Genomic DNA, 23,072 nt, shown 5'->3' on the forward strand with positions numbered 1-23,072 from the left:
CGTCTGCGACAGCGAGTCGGTGTGCGCGGAGCCGTAGCCGTTCATCCACGCCTTCCAGGAACCGCCGTGCGCGGCCTGGCCCGAGCTGTTGTCGACCACACCGGAGCTCGCCGTCCACGGCGACGCCGAACCCGTCTCGAAGCCCGGGTTGCCGAGCAGCTGCGCCGGCGTGCAACCGCCGCCGCCGCCACCGGTGACCGTCCAGGCGAAGGTGGTGGCGGCGGACTTGCCGGCGGCGTCGGTGACGGTGACGGTGACGCTGGAGCTGCCGGCGGTGGTGGCGGTGCCGGAGATCAGGCCGGTCGAGGAGTTGATCGACAGGCCGGCGGGCAGGCCGCTCGCCTTGTACGACAGCGGGGCGGTGCCGCCGGAGGCGTTGATCTGCAGGCTGACCGAGCTGCCGACGGCGGTGGACTGGCCCCCGGGGTTGCCGACCGAGACGCCGGCGCCGGCGGGCTTGGTGAGCAGGCAGCCGGGCACGGTGAGGTCGACGGTGCGGGCGGAGTTGACGCAGGTGGTGAACCAGTAGGTCTCCTCGCCGTAGCTCTGGCCCTTGACGGCCTTGGTGGAGCCGTCGGCGGCGACCTCACAGGGGTTGTTGAGGGTGCACATCTGGCCGTCGTCGTTGCCGGTGTTGTTGATGCCGACGATCCGCCCGCTCGCGGAGTCGATGATCGGCGAACCGGAGGTGCCGTGGGTGGTGTCGCAGCCGGAGCTGTAGCGCAGCGAGTCGTGCCAGCTCCACTGGTCCTCGCGCAGGGTGGGCACGAACCCGTTGACGGAGCAGTTCCAGACCTGCTTCCAGTACGACGAGGGTATGTACATGGAGGAGCCGTCGACCGGGTGGGCGTCGTTGATCGTCAGTGCGGTGGCGCCGTACCGGGAGGTGATCGACGCGAAGGTGTCGGTGAGTTCGTAGAGGGCGACGTCGGTGCCGGTCATGGTCGCGTAGATCACCTTGTCGGCCTGGACGGTGCCGAGGTTGTTGCCGGCGCCGTTCAGCAGGGTGCCGCTGCGGTTGGCGCTGACGTTCTGGATGACCTGGCCGTAGGGGGGCATCGTCGGCAGGCAGTGCCCGTTGGTCAGCATCATGGCCCGGTCGCCGGAGGCCGAGGTGGGGAAGCGGACCAGCGAGGCCGAGCAGTCGTCCAGGGCGATGGTCGACGTCAGGTCGGCGGCCTGCACGGCGGGGGCGGCGGGGGCCGAGGCGTGGGCGGGGACGGCCGCGAAGGCCAGCCCGCCCGCGACGACGGCACCCGTGCCGGCCATCGCGGCGAGTCTCTTGAACATGGCTCTCCTTGTGGGGGATTGCGGGGTGTACGACTGGTCGCCGACGCCCGCGCCGCACGAAAGTGCCATGGCCACTTCAAAGGGGTCAACCGTTCTGGCCGAACTCGCCACTCCTCATGACCTGTTGTGCCACCCTGCGGCAACCACCCGTCCCGGTATGCCCGTTACGCGCCGCCGAGTGAACGCTACGGCTGCGGCGCGGAGTTCACGGCCTGCCGTTCGGCCGGGGCGCCCTGGTTGCCGAGACCGCGGCCGTCCCCTGACCGCCGCCGAGCCGCGCCTGGGCGACGCCGACCGGGCAGAGCTTCTTGTCGAGGACGTCGCCGCGCGGCGCTGACGACTCGGCGGCGAGCGCGGCCAGGCCGTTCACCGGATCGGTTCGGGCCGCGTCCGCCCCGGCCGGCGCCTCGGCGGCGTCCAGGCTCCGGACGGCACGGCCGCTGTGGGCTTCGACGCGGTACGAACGACCCCGGTCACACCGTTTCGAACGATCACCCGAAGGGCCCGCCCCGGCCCGCCGGTGAGGGTCAACTACGATCGGGCACGTGCTCAGCCTCACCGGACTCCCCCTCCAGATCATCACGTCGGTCATCGCGATCGCGGTCTTCGTCGCCACCATGTGGCTCTGGCCGAAGTTCGGCGGGAAGGGCTGGAAGTCCTGGCTGGGCCGGCTCGGCGCGTTCCTGGCCGCCCAGGTGTCGGTGCTGGTCGCGATGGGCCTGATCGCCAACAGCTACTTCGGCTTCTACAGCTCCTGGACCGACCTGCTCGGCACCAGCGGCGGGCTCGGCACGGTGGTCGACCACACGCCCAACGCCTCCGGCGTGTCCGTCACCGGCGAGCAGAGGTTCTACTCCTCCCAGGGCTCGGACCCGGAGCGCTCCGGGCTGATCCAGAAGGTCGACGTCAAAGGGTCCGGCAGCGGTCTGAGCACCGAGGCGTACGTCTACCTGCCGCCGCAGTACTTCCAGCCGGACTACACCAAGCAGCGCTTCCCGATGGCCCTGGTGCTCACCGGCTACCCGGGCATCCCGGAGAAGCTGATCTCGCTGATGAAGTACCCGGCGTCGACGCTCGACGCGATCGAGCAGAAGAAGCTGCCGCCGACCATCCTGGTGATGGCCCGCCCCACCCTCGCCGGCAACCGGGACACCGAGTGCGTCGACGTGCCGAACGGCCCCCAGGTGGAGACCTTCTTCACCAGCGACCTGCCCAAGGCGCTCGCCACCACGTACCGGATCGGCACCGACCCGGCGAACCGGGCCGTGATCGGCAACTCCACCGGCGGCTACTGCGCGCTCAAGTTCGCGCTGCGCAAGCCCGACTCCTACCCCGCCGCGATCGCCCTGTCCGGCTACTACAGCGCGGCCCACGACGAGACCACCGGCGACCTGTTCGGCGGCAGCGACAAGCTCAAGCAGGAGAACGACCTGCTGTGGCGGCTGAAGAACCAGCCGCCCGCCCCGGTCTCGCTGCTGCTGACCACCGCCAACGACGAGAACAACCGCGACGAGACCAAGGCGATGGTCGCGGCCTTCAAGGCCCCCACCAAGATGTCCACGATCACGCTGGACACCGCCGGCCACAACTTCCACACCTGGACCCGGGAGATCCCCCCGGCGCTGGAGTGGCTGGGCAAGCACCTCACCATGCCCGCTGCCGCGTAGCCGACGGCCGACGGTCCGGAGCCGTCCGACGAGCAGGCAGGCTGAGATCAAACTCGCCTCACAGCCCCGTCTCACGGTTCTCTCAGCCACGCCACGCACCGTATGACGCATGACCACGAGCAGCTACTCCCGTCCGGCCGGCGAACCGTGGCCCGAGGCCGCGAACCACCCGCCGCCGGAGGTGCCGCAGCCGGACCCCGTCCCGCCGGCCCCGGCGCCGCTCTTCCCCGAGCAGCCGCTGCCGCCCGTCGGCCCCAAGGGCCCCGCCTCCTGGTCCGGCCGGCTGCGCACCCTCCCGGCCCGCGCCTGGCGCGGGCGGGCGGACGACCCGCGCTGGGTGCGCCCGGCCCTGCTGGCGCTGCTGGCCGCGACCGCCGTCCTCTACCTGTGGGGCCTGAGTGCCTCCGGCTGGGCCAACGCCTTCTACTCGGCCGCCGTCCAGGCGGGCACCCGGAGCTGGAAGGCCTTCTTCTTCGGCTCCTCCGACGCCGGCAACTTCATCACCGTCGACAAGCCCCCGGCGTCGCTGTGGCCGATGGCGCTCTCGGCGCGGGTCTTCGGCCTCTCCTCCTGGTCGGTGCTGGCCCCGCAGGCGCTGATGGGCGCGGCCACCGTCGGAGTGCTGTACGCGACGGTCCGCCGCCGCTTCTCCCCGCTGGGCGGCCTGCTGGCGGGCGCCGCGCTGGCGCTGACCCCGGTGGCGGCGCTGATGTTCCGCTTCAACAACCCGGACGCGCTGCTGGTGCTGCTGCTGACGCTGTGCGCGTACGGGATGGTGCGCGCGGTCGAGTCGGCGAGCACCCGGTGGCTGCTGTTCACCGGGGCGATGTTCGGCTTCGCCTTCCTCACCAAGACCCTGGCGGCCTTCCTGATCCTGCCCGCCTTCGCGGTGGTCTACCTGGCGGTGGCCCCCACGGGCTTCTGGCGGCGGGTGCGGCAGACCCTGCTCGCGGGCGTGGCGCTGGTGGTCTCGGGCGGCTGGTGGGTCGCGGTCGTCGAGCTGCTGCCCGCCTCGTCCCGCCCGTACGTCGGCGGCTCGCAGGACAACAGCTTCCTCTCGCTCACCTTCGGCTACAACGGCCTCGGCCGGGTGGACGGCAACGAGCGCGGCAGCGTGGGCGGCGGCGGGCGGCTCCCGGCCGGGCTCGACCTGCCGGGCGGCGCGATGCGCGGCGGAGCCGGGCGCGGCTGGGGCCAGACCGGCCTGACCCGGATGTTCGGCACCGACATCGGCGGGCAGATCGCCTGGCTGCTGCCGGCCGCGCTGATCCTGCTGCTGGTCGGCCTCTGGGCGACCCGCCGCCACGCCCGGCCCGACACCGCCCGCGCGGCGTTCCTGGTCTGGGGCGGCTGGCTGATCTCCACGGCGCTGGTCTTCAGCTTCATGTCCGGGATCTTCCACCAGTACTACACGGTGGCGCTGGCCCCGGCCGTCGCGGCGCTGGTCGGCATGGGCGTGGACGGGCTGTGGCGGGCGCGGCACCGGCTGCCCTGGGCGCTGGTGCTGGCCGGGACGCTCGCGGTGACGGCGGGGTGGGCGTTCGTCCTGCTCGGCCGCAGCCCGGACTTCCTGCCGTGGCTGCGCTGGGCGGTGCTGGTCGGCGGACTGGCGGCGGCGGCCGCGCTGGTCGGCGGGCAGGTCGCCGGGCGTTCCTCGGGCCGGGTCGGCGCGCGGATCGCCTCGGTGGCGGGCCTGGTGGGCCTGGCGGCGGCGCTCGGCGGTCCGGCGGCGTACGCGGTGGACACCGTCGGCACGGCGCACACCGGCTCGATCGTGACTGCCGGACCGGGCGTGCAGGGCGCGTTCGGGCCGGGCGGCGGCGGGCGTAAGGGCGCGCGGGGTTTCCCGGGCGGCGCGGGTGGCGGCAACGGCCGGTGGTTCGGGCAGGGCGGCCAGGGTGCCCAGGGCGGCTTCCCCGGCGGCCAGGGCGGTCAGGGCGGTCAGGGTGGCTTCCCCGGCGGCCAGGGCGGTCGGCAGGGCTTCGCCGGCGGGGCACCCGGCTTCCCGGGCGGCTCGGGCTCGGACCGCGCGAACGGACGCCACGAGCGCGGCACCGGCGGCAGCGGCGTTCCCGGTGCCGACGACGGCGCCAACGGCGGCACCGACGCCCCCGGCACGACGGGCCCGGCGGGCGCGGGCCCCGGTGGCACCGGTGGTCCCGGCGGTCCGGCCGGCACGGGTGGAGGCGGCATGGGCGGTCTGCTCGGCGGCACCAAGGTGAGCGACGAGGCGGCCGCCCTGCTCGAGGAGAACGCCGCCCACTACACCTGGGCGGCCGCCACCGTCGGCTCCCAGAACGCCGCCAGTTACCAACTCGCCACCGGCGAGCCGGTGATGGCCCTCGGCGGCTTCAACGGCACCGACCCCTCGCTGAGCCTGGACGGCTTCCGGAAGTACGTCCAGGAGGGCAAGGTCCACTGGTTCGTCGCCGACGGTTCCCGGGGCGGCTTCGGCGGCGCGGGCGAGGGGACCGGCGAGGGCAAGCAGGAGTCGGAGAGCGCCCAGATCGAGTCCTGGGTGGCCGGCCACTTCACCGCGAAGACGGTCGGTTCGGCCACCTTCTACGACCTGACGGCGCCGGCGACCCCGGCGTCCTGACCGCAACCCCGGAGGGGGCGTGCCGCGTTCGCGCGGCACGCCCCCTCCCCCGTGCGCCGGTCTCCCGGTCTCCAGCCCGAACGTCCGACGCCCGACGCCCGACGCCCGACGCCCGATGCCCGACGGCCAACGGCCAACGGCCAACGGCCTCAGTCTGACGGGCAGTACGTCCCCGCCACCGGCAGCCTGCCCTCCACCAGGTAGGCGGCCACCGCGTCGCGCACGCAGCCGCTCTTGTCGTAGGCGGTGTGCCCGTCGCCCTCGCGGGTGAGCAGCACGCCGTGCTCCAGCCCGGCCGCCAGCCGCTGCGCCCACGGGTACGGGGTGATCGGGTCGGCGGTGGAGCCGATCACCAGGATCGGGGCGCTGCCGGGTGCCCGGACCGGATGCGGGTGTTCGGGCGAACGGTACGGCCAGCTGCGGCAGTCCGGGTCGAGCAGGGTGGCCAGGGGGGCGTGCCGGCTGGTCAGCGGGGCCCGGGCGGCGAGTTCGGCGAGGGCCGTGCGCAGGTCCGCGTCGGTGGGCGCCTGTGCGGCGTCGGCGCAGGAGATGGCGGCGTAGGCGTCGGCCGGGGTCGCGTGACTGCCGTCCTCGCGGCGGCCGTCGGCGCCGTCGGCGAGCGCGAGCAGGCCTTGGGCGTCGCCCCGGGTGACGGCGGGTCCGAGGGCGTCGCGCAGCCGGGGCCAGGAGCGGTGGCCGTCGGCGAGCACGTCGAGGGCGGCGGTCCAGCCGAGGGCGGCGGTGAGGGTGCGGCCGTCGTCGGTTCGCATCGGGTGGTCGCGCAGGCCGTCGAGGAGGTCGGCGAGGCGGCGCGGGGCGGCGGCCGGGTCGGTGCCGAGCGGGCAGTCGTCGCGCTGGTCGGTGGCGCAGGCGGCGGCGAAGGCCCGGAATCCGGCTTCGGCGGCGGCGGCCTGCTCGATGCCGAGCCTCGTCGGGTCGACGCTGTGTTCGACGGCGCCGTCGAGGACGAGGCGGCCGGTCCGGTCGGGGAACTCCTCGGCGTAGAGCGCGCCGAGGTGGGTGCCGTAGGAGGAGCCGAGGAAGTCGAGTCTGCGTTCGCCGAGGGCGCCGCGCAGCACGTCGAGGTCGCGGGCGGTGTCGCGGGTGCCGAGGTGCGGGAGCAGGTCGGCGTGGTGTGCCCGGCAGGCGTCGGCGAGGACGCGGCCGTGGTCGTAGGTCGGGTCGTCGGTGCCGTTCCACTGGTCGCGGGCGGCGTCGTCCAGGCAGTGGACGGGGGTGGTGTCACCGGCGCCGCGCGGGTCGAAGCCGACCAGGTCGTAGCGGTCGTGCAGCGGCCCCTGGTAGTTCGTCCAGCCCCGACGGACCATGTCGACGCCGGAGTTGCCCGGGCCGCCGGGGTTGAGCAGGAGGCTGCCGATCCGGCGGCGCGGGTCTGCGGCGGGCACCCGGGCGAGGGCGACGCCGATGGTGCGGCCGCCGGGGTCGGCGTAGTCCAGCGGGACTCGGAGGGTGGCGCAGCGGGTGGCGGCGCCGTCCGGGGCGGTGTCGCCGTCGTCGGGGCAGGCGTGCCAGTCGATCCGCTGGTCGTAGAGGGCGCGCAGGGCCGGGGCGGTGGTGGCGGCGACCCGTTCGTCCAGCGGCGGGCGGCTGTCCGGTCGGCTGCCGCCGGGCGCCGTGCAGCCGCTCAGCGGGGTGAAGGCGATAGCCAGGGCGAGGGCTGCGGCGGAGGCGGGCAGCGCGTGCCGGGGGGACCGGGCGAGCCGGGAAGACCGGCGGGACCGGGGGATCATCGGGGCCACCGCCCAGGAATACCATCCGGCCCCGGCCGGGGGCACATCGCGCCCGCCTGCCGCCGCCTGGACGTAACGTTTCGTCAGCCGCCGATGGCGGACATCGGGCGGTCGGGCCGGACGAACTCCGCGCTGCCGATGGCGTGCCCGGGCCCCTTGCCCGCCACGGACGCCCGCCAGGCCGCCTCGACCGCCGCGTCGTCCGCCCCGCCGCGCAGCAGGGCCCGCAGGTCCGACTCCTCCGTCGCGAACAGGCAGTTGCGCAGCTGTCCGTCGGCCGTGAGCCGGACCCGGTCGCAGCCCCCGCAGAACGGTCGGGTCACGGAGGCGATCACGCCGACCACCGCGTCCGTCCCGGCGATCCGCCACTCCTCGGCGGGCGCGCTGCCGTGCCGCCCGACCGGCACCAGGTCGAACCGCTTCCCCAGCGCGGCCAGGATCTCCTGTGCCGTCACCATCGCCGTCCGGTCCCACGCGCCCTGCGCGTCCAGCGGCATGGACTCGATGAACCGCATCCGGTATCCGTGCTCCACCGCGAACTCCGCCAGCGGGACGATCTCGTCCTCGTTCGTCCCCCGCACCGGCACCGCGTTCACCTTCACCGGCCCCAGCCCGGCCGCCTTGGCCGCCGCCAGCCCCGCCAGCACGTCGGCCAGCCGGTCCCGCCGGGTGATCGCCGCGAAGCGCTCGGGCCGCAGGGTGTCCAGGCTGACGTTCACCCGCCCCAGCCCGGCCTCGCGCAGTCCGACGGCCGTCCGCGCCAGGCCGATCCCGTTGGTGGTGAGCGACAGGTCGACCCCGAGCGCGGCCAGCCGTGCGACCAGCCCCGTCAGCCCGCGCCGCAGCAACGGCTCGCCGCCCGTCAGCCGTACCGACGCGACCCCCAGCCGCTCGACGGCGATCCGCACCAGCCGCACCACCTCGTCGTCGCCGAGCACCCCGTCCCGGGGCAGCCAGTCCAGCCCCTCCGCCGGCATGCAGTACGTGCAGCGCAGGTTGCAGCGGTCGGTCAGCGAGACCCGCAGATCGGTGTGGACCCGGCCGAAGCGGTCCACCAGCGGGCGCGGTGCGGTGTTCATCGCCCCAGTACAGGCGGCGGCCGCCCGCAGGGCCAGCGGCCGAACCACCGGGGAACGGCCGCCGCCTGAGGCCTCCCGCTGTGCGTTCACACAATGCGCGACCCCGCCCGGTGGCGGCAGGCTGGGCCCATGCAGATCGCGCCGACACCCGGCGGGCGGAGCCCGGTCGCCGCCCTGGTCCTCGCCGCCGGGGGCGGGCGGCGGCTCGGCGGGCGCCCCAAGGCCCTGATCCGGTACGGGGGCCGGCCGCTGGTGGAGCACGCGGCGGCGGTGGTGCGGGCCGGCGGCTGCGCGGACGTCACGGTGGTGCTGGGCGCGGAGGGCGAGCGGGTGCGGGCCACGGCGCACCTGCCGGGCTGCCGCCTGGTGGCCAACCCGGACTGGGCCGGCGGCATGGGCTCCTCGCTGCGGGCCGGCCTGGCCGCCCTGCCGCCGGGCGCCTCGGCCGTGCTGGTGATGCTGGTGGACACCCCGGGCGTCACCCCGGCCGCGGTGGCCCGGCTGCTGGCCGCGCACCGGGCGGGCGCGGAGCTGGTCGCGGCGGCCTACGGCGGGCGGCGCGGCCACCCGGTACTGATCGGCGCCCGGTACCTCGCGGAGGCGGCGGCGGGCGCCCGCGGGGACGCCGGCGCCCGCGCCCTGCTGGCGGCGCACGCGGCGGAGGTCGTCCTGGTCGAGTGCGCCGACGTCGCCGTCCCGGACGACCTCGACACCCCCGCCGACCTGGCCCGCTGGTCCGCCGGCCGGCCCTCCTCCCCGGGGCGGAGCGCGCCCTGACCCGGGAGCGCGGGAACCCCTGATCCGTCCCTGAGGATTGCCCCATTCCGCGCCCAGCGCCGGACATTTCGGGGAGCATGGGAATCGTCCCATTCCACCCGACACCGACGGACGGAGCCCGCGATGGCCGGACTGCCCGACGACTTCACCGGACACGACCCCACGCGGTCGGGGGCAGGCGGTGGTGCCCGGGCGATCCGCTGCCCCGCCTGCCGCCGCGAGCACCTGTACGAACCGCCGTCGCTGCCCTGCCCCTGCGGCGCCTCGCTCAAGGTGCCGCTGCTGCGCGGCGGCGTGCCGGTGCAGGTGCGCTTCCGCTCCTGGGAGGACTCCTGGCTGAACATGCGCTGCCCGCACTGCGGCCGTTCCGACCAGTGGCCGCAGCCCGAGTTCACCTGCAACTGCGGCGCCACCGTCCGGCTGCCGGTGGACCGCGCCACCCGGTTGGGCAGCGGTACGGCCGCCCCGCTCGCCGCGCCCGGCCCGCAGGCGTCCCGTCCCTCCCCGGCCCACCCGATGGGCGCGCCGGTGCCCGCCCCGCCCGCGCCGCCGGGGGCCTCGACGGGCCGCTCCCGCACGTTCCGCCCCCGCACGCCGTTCCGCCCGCACCCGGTGCGCACCTCCCAGGACGCGGTGTTCACGGCCGCCCGCTACCTGGAGTGGCTCGGCTTCGACGACCTGGAGCTGACGGAGGCGCAGGAGCGCGACGGCGTCACCCTGCTGGGCAGCCGGATGGTCGCCCAGGTGGACACCTGGACCGAGCCGGCCGATGTGAAGTCGGTCGAGTGCCTGTGGCTGCAGACCCTGCACGCCGAGGAGATGGCCGCCGCGATGTTCACCCTCGCGGGTTATTCGCACCAGGCCACCGTGCGCGGCGAGCAGTTGCTGGTCGCACTGTTCAGCCTGGATCTGGCGGGTGTGCCGCAGCCCGCGAACGGCGCCGCAGAAGCCCTGATGGAGACCGGCTGGACCTCCTGACCGCCCGGACGCCCCTCTAGATCATTTCCTCCCCGAAAGCAACAACCTCCGCTCGTGATCTGGTGCACAAGCTCGCCCCCGTGTTGAATTGCCGCCACAGCGCGGGCCTTTCGCCCTGCCGTCGCCGTGCGCACGGTTCGCGGCGGCAGGGCCGCAGGGGGCAGGCCCGTGCCCTGCTGGATGGCGCACACAAGGAGGTGGCGTTGTCAGAGCACGGATGGGGCCCGAGCGGCCTCGACGGGCGGGGGCGGGCGGCAGCCGAGGAGCCGGGCGACACCGTGTGGCGGCTGAGGTCCCGGGCGTGCTGGCAGGAGGCGGCCGAACTGTTGCGCCCGACTGCCGAGCACGACCCGGCCGTGGCCCTGGGGCGGGCCGAACTCCTCATCGAGCAGTGCCTGTTCACCGCCGCGCACTGGACCCAGGCGGAGCAGGCCCTGCGCCTGGCGGAGGCACTGGCGGCCGGCACCGAGCAGCGCGCCGGCGCCGCCTGCGCCCGCGGCTTCCTCGCGTACGTGGCGAGCGTGCTCGGCCCGCGGGACCGGCTGGACGAGGCCCAGGCCGCGCTCGGCCGCACCTCGGCCCTGCTGCCGCCGGACGCGCCGGGCCGCCCGCTGCTGGACTTCCGGCGCGGGCTGGTCGCGGAGAACCTGGTGGGCGACCGCGGCGCCGCCTGGATCGCCTACCGGCGGGCGCACGAGGGCGCCGCCGAGCGCGGCGACGAGCTGCTGCGTTCGTACACCTGGCGCCACCTGGCGGCGCTGGCGCTGTCCCGGGGGGACGTCGGGCACGCCCGGGAGGGCTTCGACGCCTCGCTGCGGCTGCGCGAGCAACTCGGCTTCACGGTGGGGGTGGCGCCGGCGCTCGCGGCGCTCGCGGAGGTGTCCGAACCGGCCGAGGCGGTACGGCTGCGCGCCGAGGCGGCCCGGCTGGTGCACGCCCTGGGCGGGGTGCCGGTCTGGCTGGCGCGCCAGCTGGGCGCCGCCCGCGCGCCGGGGCCTCCCCCGGACGGGCGCATCGCTGGGGAGACCCTGGGGACAATCAGCTAAGGTGAGCCTAACCTGGCCGGGGCGAGCAGTGCCCCGGCCGGGTCGCCTTGCCGTTCCCCGGGCACCGCCATGCCCCGGTCCGACCGCGCCCGCCACACCGCCCCGCGGCCCCGGCCGGGCGGTCATCGGCGGCCCCGGTCGACCCGATGGGGCCGCCATGACCGCGAGCAGCACCAGGCCCGGCCCCGCGCCGCACGCCCCCCGCCCCACCGGGGCGCACACCCCCGCCCCCGCGCCGGCCTCGGCGGCCCCGGGCGTCCCCTCGTACCACCGGCTCACCGGGCTCACCCCCGCCCTGAGCGTGCACTGCGCCCCGCCCCGGCGCGGCGGCGGCTGGCTGCCCGCGGCCGACCTCGCCGCCCGCCCCGAGGCGGTGCGCGAGCTGGTCGCCCACGACGCCCGCAAGGGCCTCGCCCGCTACGGCCGGCCACTGCGCCCGGACGTCGCGGCCGGCTTCGGGCTGCACCGCTTCGTCTGGCCGGTGTCGCTGCTGTTCACGCTGCCGTGGTTCCTGGAGCGGCGCGTCCCGCTGCTCGCCCTCGGGGACGTCTCGCTGCGCCGCCGGGCCGACTCGGTCGAGCTGACGGTCCGCCCGGCGCGGTTCGCCTGCCTGCCGGGCGACCCCGCGGCCGGCTCGCCGCGGGCCCGGACGGCACCGGACGAGGAGGCGCTGGCCGCCGAACTGCGGTGCGCCCTGGGCGGGTTCCTGGCACCGGTGCTGGCCGCCTTCGGGCCGGAGGCGCGGCGCGGGCCCCGGGTGCTGTGGGCGATGGCCACGGACGCCGTGGTGGAGGGGCTCTGGTACGCGGGCGGCCTGCTCGGGGAGCGGGACCGGGCGCGCGCCGAGCTGTCCGCACTGCTGGCGCCCGGCGAGCCCGCGCACGCGCCCCGCGGGCCGGGCGCGGGCGGGGGCCCCGCTCCCGCCCCGGCCCCGTTCGCTCCGGGGGCAGGTTTCGCGCCCCCGGCGCCCGGCCGCGGCGGTGCTTCGGATGCCCCCGGGGCCGGCGGCGATGCTTCGGGCACGGAGCGGGCCCGGGCCAGTTGCTGCCTCGTGTACACCGTGCAGCCGCAGGACATGTGCGCCGGCTGCCCCCGCGTCATGCGACGTTGACGAAAACCTGTGCGGTCACAGATCCGGAAAGCCCGGGATTTCAGGAACAATCCACAGTTTATTTGTACGACAATCTTTTTGTTGCTGAGTCAGAAATCCCTCTCCTCAGCGCATTGACGACGAATCGGCCATTCGCCCGCCGAGCATCCGCCATGATGGTCCCCGCCATCACGACGCAGGAAAGCGACGCAGGAAAGCGAGGCTGGTCCCGGCGATGAAATTGTCCGACATACCGCTCGGGTGGGCCGTCACCGGAGTCGCGGGGCTGCTGGTCAGCGCACTCCTGCTGGCCCTGCTCCGCAACCGGGGATCCGCCCCCGCCGGCGGACCGGATTCCTGGGAACGCTCCGAGGAACGGCGCCGCCGCAAGGAATCCCTGTACGGCGGCGCCTCGTACACGCTGCTGTTCTGCTGTGCCGGTGTCGCCGCCGCGCTGTCCTTCCACGGGCTCGTCGGCTTCGGCGTGCAGAACCTGGGCCTGTCCGGCGGCTGGGAGTACCTCGTCCCGTTCGGCCTCGACGGCGCCGCCATGTTCTGCTCGGTGCTCGCCGTCCGCGAGGCCAGCCACGGCGACGCGGCACTCGGCTCCCGGCTGCTGGTCTGGCTCTTCGCCGGCGCCTCGGCCTGGTTCAACTGGGTGCACGCCCCGCGCGGCTTCGGCCACGCCGGCGCCCCCCAGTTCTTCTCCGGCATGTCCCTCTCGGCGGCGATCCTGTTCGACCGGGCGCTCAAGCAGACCCGCCGAGCGGCGCTGCGCGAGCAGGGCCTGGTGCCCCGCCCGCTGCCGCAGATCCGCATCGTCCGCTGGCTGCGCGCCCCCCGCGAGACCTACGCGGCGTGGTCGCTGATGCTCCTGGAGGGCGTCCGCAGCCTGGACGAGGCGGTCGACGAGGTCCGCGACGACCGGCGGGAACGCGCCATGGAGAGGGAGCGCCGCAGGCTGGCCGGGCGCCGCGAGCGGGCCGAGATCCGCGCGATCAACCGCTCCAACAGCACCTGGCGCCGGGGCGGCACCGCCCGGCAGCTGGAGTCGGGCTCGGAGTCCGCCATAGCCGGCGGCCCCGGGGCCGAACCGACCGCCCCGGCCGCGCTGCCCGGGGTGGAGCAGGCGCCGGCGCCGCGCGAGGTCGAGCCCGCCGAGGGCACGGTGGTCCAACCCGGCCTGCCGGCCCGCCCGGAGCGGCGCACCATCGACCTGACCGTGGAGGAGGACACCGTCACCCTGCCCCGGCTGGACTCGCTGGAGCGCAAGCTGAAGGACCTGGAGCAGCAGTTCGGGTAGCGGGCGGTTCGGTGGCGGGCTCCGGAGGTCGTCTTCGCCGGGCTCGCTGCCGAGCCCTTCGCCGGACCGGTCCCCGACCCGGTCCTGAGCCCGGCCCCGGGCCTGGCCCCCGGCTCAGTCCCGGATCGCGGGCCTGAGGACGAGCGCCGCGTCCGGTCCGAGCAGCCGGCCCGCGCTCGGCGGGAGCGGTACGGTGACCGCGTCCAGGCCCGGGTCGAGCGGGCTGCTGGCGGCAGGATCCCGGTCGGCGATCGCGACCGGGAGTTGGGAGTTCCAGACGGCCCAGAGCCGCAGCTCGCCCTTGGGGTCGTCGCTCTCGTGCCCCACGTCGACGATCAGGGTGTCGTCCCAGTCCGCCGTCTGGGCGAGGTGGTCGCGCCAGAACAGCAGTCCGTGCTCCTCCGCCAGCCGGGACACCCTCAGGTGCAGCGCGTACCGGGACGGCAGGGAGACCGGCGCGTCCGTGCCGTCGGCGGGCACGGTCAGCGGATCGAGGAGGAAGACGGTGGTGAGCGGCACGGGGGCGCCGTCGGGGCCGGGTTCCAGCCCGACGGGGCAGTAGTGCGCCGCGAGTTGCTGGTGCAGCACGACGGGCAGCCCGCGGACCGACAGCTGGACTTCGGCCTGCCGGAAGGTCCGGCGGCCGTCGACGTCGGGCGGCCCCGGCTCCAGGCCCGCGAGTTCGATCGCCACCCGCTTGCGGCCGAACAGGAAGCGGCGCAGGTTCTGGTACCCCTCCTCCGAGTTGACCAGACCGTAGCGGCCGGAGTGCGAGCGGTGAACGTACGCGCGGTGCGCGCCTTCGACGCAGGCGTTCCGGATCGTCACCAGGCCGTCACTCTGCGGGCCGACCACCTTCCGGGCCGGGCCGTAGTCGCCCGGATCCGTCCCGATGACGCAGAAGACCCGGTCGGGATCGAAGGCCTCGGGCGGGATCCGGTCGGGCTGCCAGCCCTCCGGGGCCTCGGTGCCGTACGCGACGCCCGGCACCAGGTAGCCGTACATCTTCTCGGGCGAGAAGATGTCGGAGCCCACCGGGCCGAGGTCCTCCATGAACTCGTCGAGCAGGCCGCCGCCGACGGCGAAGGTGATGCCGCCGTGCGGCGTGCCGTAGGTGAACAGCCGGTCGACCAGGTCCTTTCCGGGGATGGTGGGGTGGAAGTCCCCGAAGCTGTCGTACGACCACTTCTGGAGCATGCTGCGGCAGACCAGGCCGCCCATCGAGTGGGCGATCAGGTCGACCTTGTCCGAGCCCGTCTTCTCGCGGACGAGCCGGACGAGTTCGTACAGGTCCCTGGCCGCCGCCTCGATGTCGAAGTCGGCGGCCCCTTTGCTGAAGGTGTCGGCTGAGGCGTCGTAGAAGCGGTGGATCCAGACGGTCGCCGGATCCACCGACGCCGCCTCGCAGGACCGCAGGTAGGCCTTGGGATCCCCGGCCACCAGCGGGTGGTAGCCGTCCTCGGCGAAGAGCCGGAGCAGCGGGCTCTCGAACTGGTAGTACTGGGCGTTGCCGTCGCCGCCGACCCGGATGTGGGTCGAGCCGTCGTTGAACCCGTAGAAGGGGTCGTCGACCTGCTTGTCGATGCCGGCGGTGCCGCCGGCGAAACCGCGGACGTAGATCAGCGGGAGGCGGGCGACGCCGTCGGCGGCGTAGCGGGGCGCGGTCGACGGCCCGCGCGGGGGCGGCAGGGGGAGCGTGGGGGAATCGGCGGTTTCGCCGTCCGTCTGAGGGTGGAAGACCGACACCATGACGTGATCCTCGTCGGCACTGGTCCGTGGCTGCCCGCCTCGGGTCGGCGAGCCCGAGCCACGCACCCTCGTCGGCTGCCGGGACGCGCCGGAGCGCGTGACCTGTCTTCAGGTTCGCAGACGCGACCGCGTTCCGTCCAGGGCCGCCCCTGCGGGCCCCGGCTAGGCGGCGGCCGTGCCGCTGAGTTCGAACCACATCCGCTTGCCGGAGCCGCGCGGTTCCACGCCCCAGGCGTCCGCCAGCGCCTCAACCAGCATCAGGCCGCGCCCGGAGGAGGCCTGTTCGCCCGGCGTCCGACGGGTCGGCCACAGGTCCGACTCGTCCTCCACCTCGACCCGCAGCCGGGCCCGCCCGCCGTCCGCCTCCGGCTCCCGGTAGAGGCGCGCAGTGAACATGGCGTCACGGTCCGTGTGCCTGATGGCGTTGGTGACCAGCTCGGAGGAGAGCAGTTCGGCGGTGTCGATGAACTCGGCGACGCCCCAGCGGCGCAGCGCGTCGCGCAGCTCGGCCCGCACCTCGGCGACCCTCGCCAGGTCGGCCTGGCCGATCCGGCGGCGCAGCTGCTGCGCGGCGAGGCCGCCCGCCGGGCCGTCCCAGCGCAGGAGCAGCAGCGCGATGTCGTCCTCGCGCCCGCTGGAGTCGGCGGCCTGGGAGGCGATCCGGTCGGCCAGTTCCTCCAGCGGGTCGTGGGCGGCCTCCGCGGCGGGGGGCAGCGGGCCGGCGAGCACCCGGGCGAGCCGGGAGATGCCCTCGTCCAGGTCCATGCCGCGGGCCTCGACCAGGCCGTCGGTGCAGAGCAGCACGGTCTCGCCCGGGTCCAGGCTGAAGCGGGTGACCCGGTACTCCTGGTCCGGGTCGATGCCCAGGGGCAGCCCGCCGGCCACCGGCACCACGGCGGCGGTGCCGTCGGAGCGGCGCACCATCGGGTCGAGGTGGCCGGCCCGGACCGCGTAGACCACGCCGTAGTCGACGTTGACCTCGGCGTAGGTGCAGGTCGCGAAGTGGTCGGTGTCCAGGTCGGCGAGGAAGCGGGAGGCGCGGGCCATCACGGCGGCCGGCGGATGGCCCTCGGCCGCGTAGGCGCGCAGGGCGATCCGCAGCTGGCCCATGATCCCGGCGGCGTGCACGTCGTGTCCCTGGACGTCGCCGATCACCAGACCGACGTGCCCGCCGGGCAGCGGCACCACGTCGTACCAGTCGCCGCCGATCTGCAGACCGGAGCCGGCCGCGAGGTAGCGCACCGCGGTGGTCACGCCCGGCACGGACGGGACGGTGCGCGGCAGCATCACCCGCTGCAGGCCGGCCGCCAGCTCGTGCTCGGCGTCGTGCAGCCGGGCCCGGGCGAGCGACTGGGCGACCAGGCCGCCCAGGGTGGACAGCAGGGTGCGCTCGTCCGCGTCCAGCTCGCGCTCGTCGTCGAAGCTGACCACGCAGACGCCGATCGCCCGGCCGCTGGCCACCAGCGGCAGGTACGCCCAGGAGCCGCGGCCGGTGCGGCTGGTCGGCTCCCACACGTCGGGGTAGCCGTCGCGGAACTCCTCGCGGGTGGAGACGAACACCGGCGTCCGCTGCCGCAGTGCCTCGGAGGCGGGGTGGCCGGCCGGCAGCCAGGTGCGGTCCCAGACCGCCAGCGACTCCGGGTGGTAGCCGAAGGCGCCGAGGATCTGCGCCCGGCCGGCGTCGAAGGAGGCCAGCACCAGGCCGTCCGGCGGCAAACCGGGCAGCGGCAGTTCGGTGAACACCCGGGCCACGTCACGGACGGTGACGGCTTCGGAGAGGGCACGCGCCGCCTCCTTGATGAACCGGGAGCGGTCCTCGCGCAGCATGGCCAGCCGGTCGGCGCGGTCGCGCTTGTGCAGCTCGACGGTGGCGTCCCAGACGAAGCCCACCATCCGGGAGGCGCGGCCGAAGGCGTCGGCGAGCACCCGGCCGCGGAAGCGCACCGCGCGCATGGTGCCGTTCGGTCCGACCGTGCGGTAGTAGGCGCCGCACTGGCCGAGCTCGGACACCGCGCGCTGGACCCGGCGACGCACCACCGGGGCGTCCTCGGGGTGCAGCAGGGCCAGGAAGGAGTCGGCGGTGCGGTCGAAGCGGCCCACTTCCAGGGCGTCCAGGCCGATGATCGCGCAGGCCCGCTGGTCGCCCTCCAGGACGTCGCGGCGGATGTCCCAGTCGAAGGAGCCGATGCCGTTGGCGGCCATCGCCGGCTCCAGCCAGTCCGGCATGGTGTCGGCCGAGGCGGACGGCAGGCCGCCGGACAGCACGGGTGCCACCCGGGCGGCGGCGAGGCTCGGCGACGGGCGCAGCGAGGAGGTCCGCCGGGTGGACTGGACGGGCGGCCGGGCCCGGCCCGCCCCGGAACCGCTGGGGCCCGCGGCGGGACCGACGGTACCGACGGTACCGGCGGCGCCGGTGACGGGGCCGGCCGGAGTCCGCGGCTCGAGGGCGGCGGCCGGCTGGTCGTCCTGCCTGACCTGCGCCGTCTGCGCGGCCTGCGCGGCCTGCGCGGCCTGCATGACTTTCTCTGCCTGCTCGGCCACGCGCGGCTCCGCGACTCGCGGCTCGACGGTGGACGCGCCGGCAGGAAGCGCCGGCCCCGGCGACTCGGGCTCAGTGGGCATGCTGCTCCTGCCGCTGCCGTGGCGGACCGCGCCGACCATCCGGACGGGCCGCGTGGCGGTGTGATGGGTCGTGCTGGATAGGACGGTGCCGACGGACGGGTGGCCAGTCGAGGTTCGGTCTCCCCGCTGCTTCCCGCACGCGGACACACATTCCCATCATCCTGGCCAATGTTCCGCCGAGCGGCAATGCCAAGGGGCCGGAAATCTTCCGTTCCGCCTTCTGTTCAGGGCTTCCTTCGATGGCGAATCAGTCGACGGCGAACAATCGTACGGCAGTGGGAACCGAGTGCGGGGCCGGGCCGCGTCGGGGCGGAGGGGCGACGGCGGACAGCAGTGAGCGACGGCGGGCGACGGCGGACGGCAGTGAGCGACGGGCGGCGGAGCCAGGCGGGCTCAGGCGGACTCAGGCGGACTCAGGCGGACTCAGGGCAGGGCGAGCTCGAACCAGGTGACCTTGCCGTCGCCTCTCAGCTGCACGCCCCAGGAGTCCGCGAGCGCCTCCACGAGCAGCAGGCCGCGCCCCGAGGTCGCGTACTCGGCCTGCGGATCCCGTCGGCGCCCGGGCAGCCTGCTCGTGCCGTCCTGCACCTCGATCCGCAGCCGGTGGTCCGAGCCGAGCACCGCGTCGAAGACCGCGCCCTTGGCGGTGTGCAGCAGTGCGTTGGTGACCAGCTCGGAGGAGAGCAGTTCGGCCGTGTCGGACAGCTCCGGGACGCCCCAGCGGCTGAGCGCCGAACGCAGCCGCTGCCGCACCGCGCCCACCCCGACCAGATCGGCCGGGTCGACCGTCAGGTGCAGCCGCCGGTGGAGGGCGCAACCGGGGGCCGACGCGCCCGGCACGGCCGTGCCGGTCACCCCGGCCGCCCCTGTCGCCCCCGTCGCTCCGGCGGTGCCCGTCGGGCCGGAGCTTCCGGGGCCGCCGCCCTGGCCCTGGGCCGGACCGGACCGGTAGGCGTTGCCCGAACTCGTCCGCTGCCGCGGGAATCGCGGCTGACCGTCCATCACCATGTGCCCCCGCCCTGGAATCCGGGCCCCCGTCTCCGGATCCCCCGCCGGCCGGGTGGCCCCCTCGATCTGACCACCATCCTCATGCCCAGTTGACGGCGTTTGCAACAGTGTGCGTCCGATCACGTGGGGTGAAAGGGGCACGGGGAGGTTCGCGTGATCCAACTGCCCGCGCCGGACAGGTTTGCGAAGTGCAGAGGGCGCTTTCGAAGCCGCCGTCGCCCGATCCCGCGCACGCCCGGCGCCCGCACCTGCCGTGCGCCCGGCCACGCGCCCCCGCTCCCGTCGCCACCGCGCCTCACCCCCATCCCCCGCCCGGGGAGCCGAAGCCGCGCGGACCGGCAACGCTGGACAGGGCGGCCCGGTCCGGGTTCAATGGCCCGAGGTGTTTGAACGGCGTTCTAACACCGCCCCCGGGAAGCCCCCGACAACCCGGGCCCCCGGACCCCGGCCCCAGAACCGACCCCGAGACCCGAGCCGCCCCCTCCCCCCCGGCGACCGCGAGCGAGGAACCGTGCGACTGACCCCCACCGAGCGGGACCGGCTGCTGATCTTCACAGCAGCCGAACTGGCCCGCGCCCGCCGAGCCCGGGGCGTACGCCTCAACATCCCCGAGGCCACCGCCCTGATCGCCGACGCCGTCTGCGAAGCCGCCCGCGACGGCCGGCGCCTCGCCGAGGCCATCGAGGCCGGCCGCTCCGTGCTGACCGCCGCCGACGTGCTGCCCGGCGTACCGGACGTGGTCACCGTCGTGCAGGTCGAGGCCGTCTTCGAGGACGGCACCCGCCTCGCCGTCGTCAACGACCCCTTCAAGGGCGCCGGCTCGCTCGGCGACGAAGCCCCCGGCGGAGCCCTGGCCGGTGACGGCGCCGGCTACGACCCGGTCGAGGAGACGCTGCTGCTCCCCGTGCACAACACCTCCGCCGTGCCGATCTCGGTCACCTCGCACTTCCACTTCTTCGAGGCCAACCCGCGCCTCGCGTTCGACCGCGCCGCCGCCTACGGCACCCACCTCGCCATCCCGGCCGGCTCCTCGGTCCGCTTCGACCCGGGCACCACCGTCGAGGTCGGCCTGGTGCCGATCGGCGGCGAACGGGTCGCCATCGGCTTCGCCGGGCTCGTCGACGGCCCCCTGGACGCGCCCGGCGCGAAGGAGTCCGCCCTGGCGAAGGCCCGCGCGACCGGCTACCTGACCGACTTCGACGACGCGGAGGTGCCCTCGTGACCTCGATCTCGCCCCATGACTACATCTCCGTGCACGGCCCCCGCGCCGGCGACCGGATCCGGCTCGGCGACAGCGGCCTGATCGTCCGCGTCGAGTCCGACTCGCAGGCGCCCGGCGAGGAGTTCCTGGCCGGCTTCGGCAAGACCGCCCGCGACGGCCTGCACCTGAAGGCCGCCGCCGTCCGCGACACCTGCGACGTCGTGATCAGCAACGTCCTGGTCATCGATGCCGTCCAGGGCATCCGCAAGACGTCCATCGGCCTGATCGACGGCCGGATCGCCTCGATCGGGCGGGCCGGCAACCCGGACACCCTCGACGGTGTGGACGTCGTCGTCGGCACCGGCACGACGATCGTCTCCGGCGAGGGCCTGATCGCCACCGCCGGCTCCATCGACACCCACGTCCACCTGCTCTCGCCGCGGATCATGGAGGCGTCGCTGGCCTCCGGCGTCACCACGATCATCGGCCAGGAGTTCGGCCCGGTCTGGGGCGTCGGCGTCAACTCCCCCTGGGCGCTGCGCCACGCCTTCAACGCCTTCGACGCGTGGCCCGTCAACATCGGCTTCCTGGGCCGCGGTTCGTCCTCCGACGAGGCCCCGCTGGTCGAGGCGCTCGCCGAAGGCGGCGCGTCCGGCTTCAAGGTGCACGAGGACATGGGCGCGCACACCCGCGCACTGGACACCGCGCTGCGGGTCGCCGAGGAGTACGACGTCCAGGTCGCCCTGCACACCGACGGGTTGAACGAGTGCCTGTCCGTCGAGGACACCCTGAAGGTGCTGGAAGGCCGGACCATCCACGCCTTCCACATCGAGGGCTGCGGCGGCGGTCACGTCCCCAACGTGCTCAAGATGGCGGGCGTGCCGAACGTCATCGGCTCCTCCACCAACCCCACCCTGCCCTTCGGCCGCGACGCCCTCGGCGAACACTTCGGCATGATCGTCTCCGCGCACGACCTCAAGGTCGACCTGCCCGGCGACGCCGCGATGGCCCGCGACCGCATCCGGGCCGGCACCATGGGCGCCGAGGACGTCCTGCACGACCTCGGGGTCATCGGCATCACCTCCTCCGACGCCCAGGGCATGGGCCGGGCCGGCGAGACCGTGCGCCGCACCTTCGCGATGGCCGGCAAGATGAAGTCCGAGCTCGGCCCGCTCGACGGCACCGGCTCGTACGGGACGACGGAGAGCGGCGACGACAACGAGCGCGTGCTGCGCTACATCGCCAAGCTCACCATCAACCCCGCCATCGCGCACGGCCTCTCGCACGAGGTCGGCTCGATCGAGGTCGGCAAGCTCGCCGACATCGTGCTGTGGCGCCCGGACCACTTCGGCGCCAAGCCGCAGCTCGTCCTCAAGGCCGGCTTCCCCGCGTACGGCGTGGTCGGCGACCCCAACGCCTCCACCGACCGCTGCGAACCGCTCGTCCTGGGACCGCAGTTCGGCGCCCACGGCGCGACCGCCGCCGACATCTCGGTGGCCTTCGTCGCCCAGGCAGCCGCCGACGGCGCCTACCTCGACCGCCCCGCCGACGGGCTCCCCACCCGCCGCCGCCGCGTCGGCGTCCGCGGCACCCGCGGCATCGGGCCGCGCGACATGGTGCGCAACGCCCGCGTCGGCCACGTCGAGGTCACCGAGACCGGACTCGTCTCGCTGGACGGCTCACCGCTGCGCTCCGAGCCGGCCGACAGCGTCTCGCTCAGCCGCCTCTACTTCCTCTGACCTCCTGACCTCCTGATCCCCGGCTCTCCTGATCCCCGGCTCTCCTGATCCCCGGCTCTCCTGATCTCCCGTGATCGCGCCCGATCTCCCCCATAGGACTTCACGATGACCACCCCCACGCCCGCCTCCCTCGGCTACCGGATGCCCGCCGAATGGCACCCGCACGACCGCACCTGGATGGCCTTCCCGACCCCCAACCCCACCTTCGACGGCCCCGAGCAGCTGCACGCCGCCCGCCAGGCCTGGGCCGCCGTCGCCGACACCATCGTCAACTACGAGCCGGTGACCCTGATCGTCAACACCGGCGAGACGGAGCAGGCGCGCAAGTACGTCTCCCAGCAGGTCGAGATCGTCGAACGCCCGCTGAACGACGCGTGGATGCGCGACATCGGCCCCTCCTTCCTGATCGACGGCAAGGGCTCGCTGGCCGCCGCCGACTGGATCTTCAACGGCTGGGGCGCACAGTCCTGGGCCCGCTGGGACAAGGACCAGCACATCGCCGAGCACATCGGCGAGCTGACCGGCGTCCGGCGCTTCGCCTCCCGGCTGATCAACGAAGGCGGCGGCATCCACGTCGACGGCGAGGGCACCGTGCTGGTCACCGAGACCGTCCAGCTCGGCGAGGGCCGCAACGCCGACTGGACCAAGGAGGAGGTCGAGGCCGAGCTGCACGCCTTCCTCGGCACCACCAAGGCGATCTGGCTGCCGCGCGGACTCACCCGCGACTACGACGAGTTCGGCACCCGCGGGCACATCGACATCGTCGCCTCCTTCGTCCGCCCGGGCGTCGTGGTCGCCCACGTCCAGCCCGACCCCTCCCACCCGGACCACGAGGTCTGCAAGGAACTCGTCGCCCTCCTGCGCGCCTCGACGGACGCCCGCGGCCGACAGCTGGACGTCATCGAACTGCCCGCCCCCACCGTCCTGCTGGACGAGGACGGCAAACCGGTCGACTACTCCTACATCAACCACTACGTGGCCAACGGCGCCGTCATCCTCTGCGCCTTCGCCGACCCGCGCGACCAGGAAGCCGCCGCCATCCTCGGCCGCGCCTACCCGGGCCGCACCGTCGAACTCGTCGACGCCCGCGAGATCTTCGCCAACGGGGGCGGCATCCACTGCATCACCCAGCAGCAGCCCAAGGCGCTCTGAGGCCCCGCCGCGCCCGGGTGG

17 protein-coding genes are annotated in these 23,072 nt (G+C 74.7%); 10 read left to right on the top strand and 7 right to left on the bottom strand.

Annotated elements, in window-relative coordinates; translation table 11 throughout:
- Both IF30_RS43885 and IF30_RS48060 read right to left on the bottom strand, forming a co-directional pair.
- The coding region (locus IF30_RS43885; RefSeq protein ID WP_030242228.1) for a putative Ig domain-containing protein at positions 1-1,290 on the bottom strand (1,290 nt) is incomplete at its 3' end.
- A gap of 205 nt (positions 1,291-1,495) precedes the next feature.
- Positions 1,496-1,660: a hypothetical protein gene (locus IF30_RS48060; protein ID WP_158835436.1), complete on the bottom strand. Its 165-nt coding sequence runs from the start codon at positions 1,658-1,660 to the stop codon at positions 1,496-1,498.
- 175 nt (positions 1,661-1,835) lie between these two features.
- Here IF30_RS48060 and IF30_RS0124315 point away from each other — a divergent pair, with 175 nt between their 5' ends.
- A complete protein-coding gene (locus IF30_RS0124315) occupies positions 1,836-2,957 on the top strand; it encodes an alpha/beta hydrolase (RefSeq protein ID WP_030242231.1) in 1,122 nt (373 codons plus the stop codon).
- 109 nt (positions 2,958-3,066) lie between these two features.
- Positions 3,067-5,556 carry a glycosyltransferase family 39 protein gene (locus IF30_RS0124320; protein ID WP_030242234.1) on the top strand — a complete coding sequence of 830 codons (2,490 nt, stop codon included), beginning with the start codon at positions 3,067-3,069 and terminating at the stop codon, positions 5,554-5,556.
- A gap of 149 nt (positions 5,557-5,705) precedes the next feature.
- Here the strand turns inward: IF30_RS0124320 and IF30_RS0124325 are convergent, their stop codons facing one another.
- Both IF30_RS0124325 and moaA read right to left on the bottom strand, forming a co-directional pair.
- A complete protein-coding gene (locus tag IF30_RS0124325) occupies positions 5,706-7,307 on the bottom strand; it encodes an alpha/beta hydrolase (RefSeq protein WP_051711034.1) in 1,602 nt (533 codons plus the stop codon).
- Between the two features lie 83 nt (positions 7,308-7,390).
- Positions 7,391-8,386, bottom strand: coding sequence for a GTP 3',8-cyclase MoaA (gene moaA, locus IF30_RS0124330; RefSeq protein ID WP_030242239.1), 996 nt, complete (start codon positions 8,384-8,386; stop codon positions 7,391-7,393).
- Between the two features lie 129 nt (positions 8,387-8,515).
- Here moaA and IF30_RS0124335 point away from each other — a divergent pair, with 129 nt between their 5' ends.
- From IF30_RS0124335 to IF30_RS0124355, 5 genes are all read left to right on the top strand, one after another.
- Positions 8,516-9,163, top strand: coding sequence for a nucleotidyltransferase family protein (locus IF30_RS0124335; protein ID WP_037901056.1), 648 nt, complete (start codon positions 8,516-8,518; stop codon positions 9,161-9,163).
- Positions 9,164-9,286: 123 nt separating this feature from the next.
- The gene (locus IF30_RS0124340; protein WP_234322825.1) at positions 9,287-10,141 is read left to right on the top strand and encodes a hypothetical protein; all 855 of its coding nucleotides are present in this window, start codon (positions 9,287-9,289) and stop codon (positions 10,139-10,141) included.
- Positions 10,142-10,344: 203 nt separating this feature from the next.
- The gene (locus tag IF30_RS0124345) at positions 10,345-11,187 is read left to right on the top strand and encodes a hypothetical protein (RefSeq protein WP_051711001.1); all 843 of its coding nucleotides are present in this window, start codon (positions 10,345-10,347) and stop codon (positions 11,185-11,187) included.
- Positions 11,188-11,344: 157 nt separating this feature from the next.
- Positions 11,345-12,298, top strand: coding sequence for a (2Fe-2S)-binding protein (locus IF30_RS0124350; RefSeq protein ID WP_107054503.1), 954 nt, complete (start codon positions 11,345-11,347; stop codon positions 12,296-12,298).
- 214 nt (positions 12,299-12,512) lie between these two features.
- Positions 12,513-13,580, top strand: coding sequence for a DUF2637 domain-containing protein (locus IF30_RS0124355; protein ID WP_030242252.1), 1,068 nt, complete (start codon positions 12,513-12,515; stop codon positions 13,578-13,580).
- Positions 13,581-13,694: 114 nt separating this feature from the next.
- Here the strand turns inward: IF30_RS0124355 and IF30_RS0124360 are convergent, their stop codons facing one another.
- From IF30_RS0124360 to IF30_RS44630, 3 genes are all read right to left on the bottom strand, one after another.
- Positions 13,695-15,329 carry an esterase/lipase family protein gene (locus IF30_RS0124360; protein WP_107054504.1) on the bottom strand — a complete coding sequence of 545 codons (1,635 nt, stop codon included), beginning with the start codon at positions 15,327-15,329 and terminating at the stop codon, positions 13,695-13,697.
- A 162-nt stretch (positions 15,330-15,491) separates the two neighbouring features.
- Positions 15,492-17,870, bottom strand: a complete 2,379-nt coding sequence (locus IF30_RS0124365) for a SpoIIE family protein phosphatase (RefSeq protein ID WP_051711002.1) — start codon at positions 17,868-17,870, stop codon at positions 15,492-15,494.
- 504 nt (positions 17,871-18,374) lie between these two features.
- The gene (locus IF30_RS44630) at positions 18,375-18,806 is read right to left on the bottom strand and encodes an ATP-binding protein (protein ID WP_199807916.1); all 432 of its coding nucleotides are present in this window, start codon (positions 18,804-18,806) and stop codon (positions 18,375-18,377) included.
- A gap of 664 nt (positions 18,807-19,470) precedes the next feature.
- On the opposite strand from IF30_RS44630, the gene ureA reads away from it, so the two are divergent.
- From ureA to IF30_RS0124385, 3 genes are all read left to right on the top strand, one after another.
- A complete protein-coding gene (gene ureA / locus IF30_RS0124375) occupies positions 19,471-20,181 on the top strand; it encodes an urease subunit gamma (RefSeq protein WP_030242263.1) in 711 nt (236 codons plus the stop codon).
- The gene (locus tag IF30_RS0124380) at positions 20,178-21,899 is read left to right on the top strand and encodes an urease subunit alpha (protein ID WP_030242265.1); all 1,722 of its coding nucleotides are present in this window, start codon (positions 20,178-20,180) and stop codon (positions 21,897-21,899) included. The genes ureA and IF30_RS0124380 overlap by 4 nt, the downstream gene beginning before the upstream one ends.
- Positions 21,900-22,004: 105 nt before the next feature.
- Entirely contained in the window at positions 22,005-23,051 is a 1,047-nt protein-coding gene (locus tag IF30_RS0124385) for an agmatine deiminase family protein (protein WP_030242268.1), read from the top strand.
- Positions 23,052-23,072 lie beyond the last annotated feature (21 nt).

It is taken from the genome of Streptomyces sp. NRRL S-350, assembly GCF_000719705.1.
In the GTDB taxonomy this organism is placed as follows: domain Bacteria; phylum Actinomycetota; class Actinomycetes; order Streptomycetales; family Streptomycetaceae; genus Kitasatospora.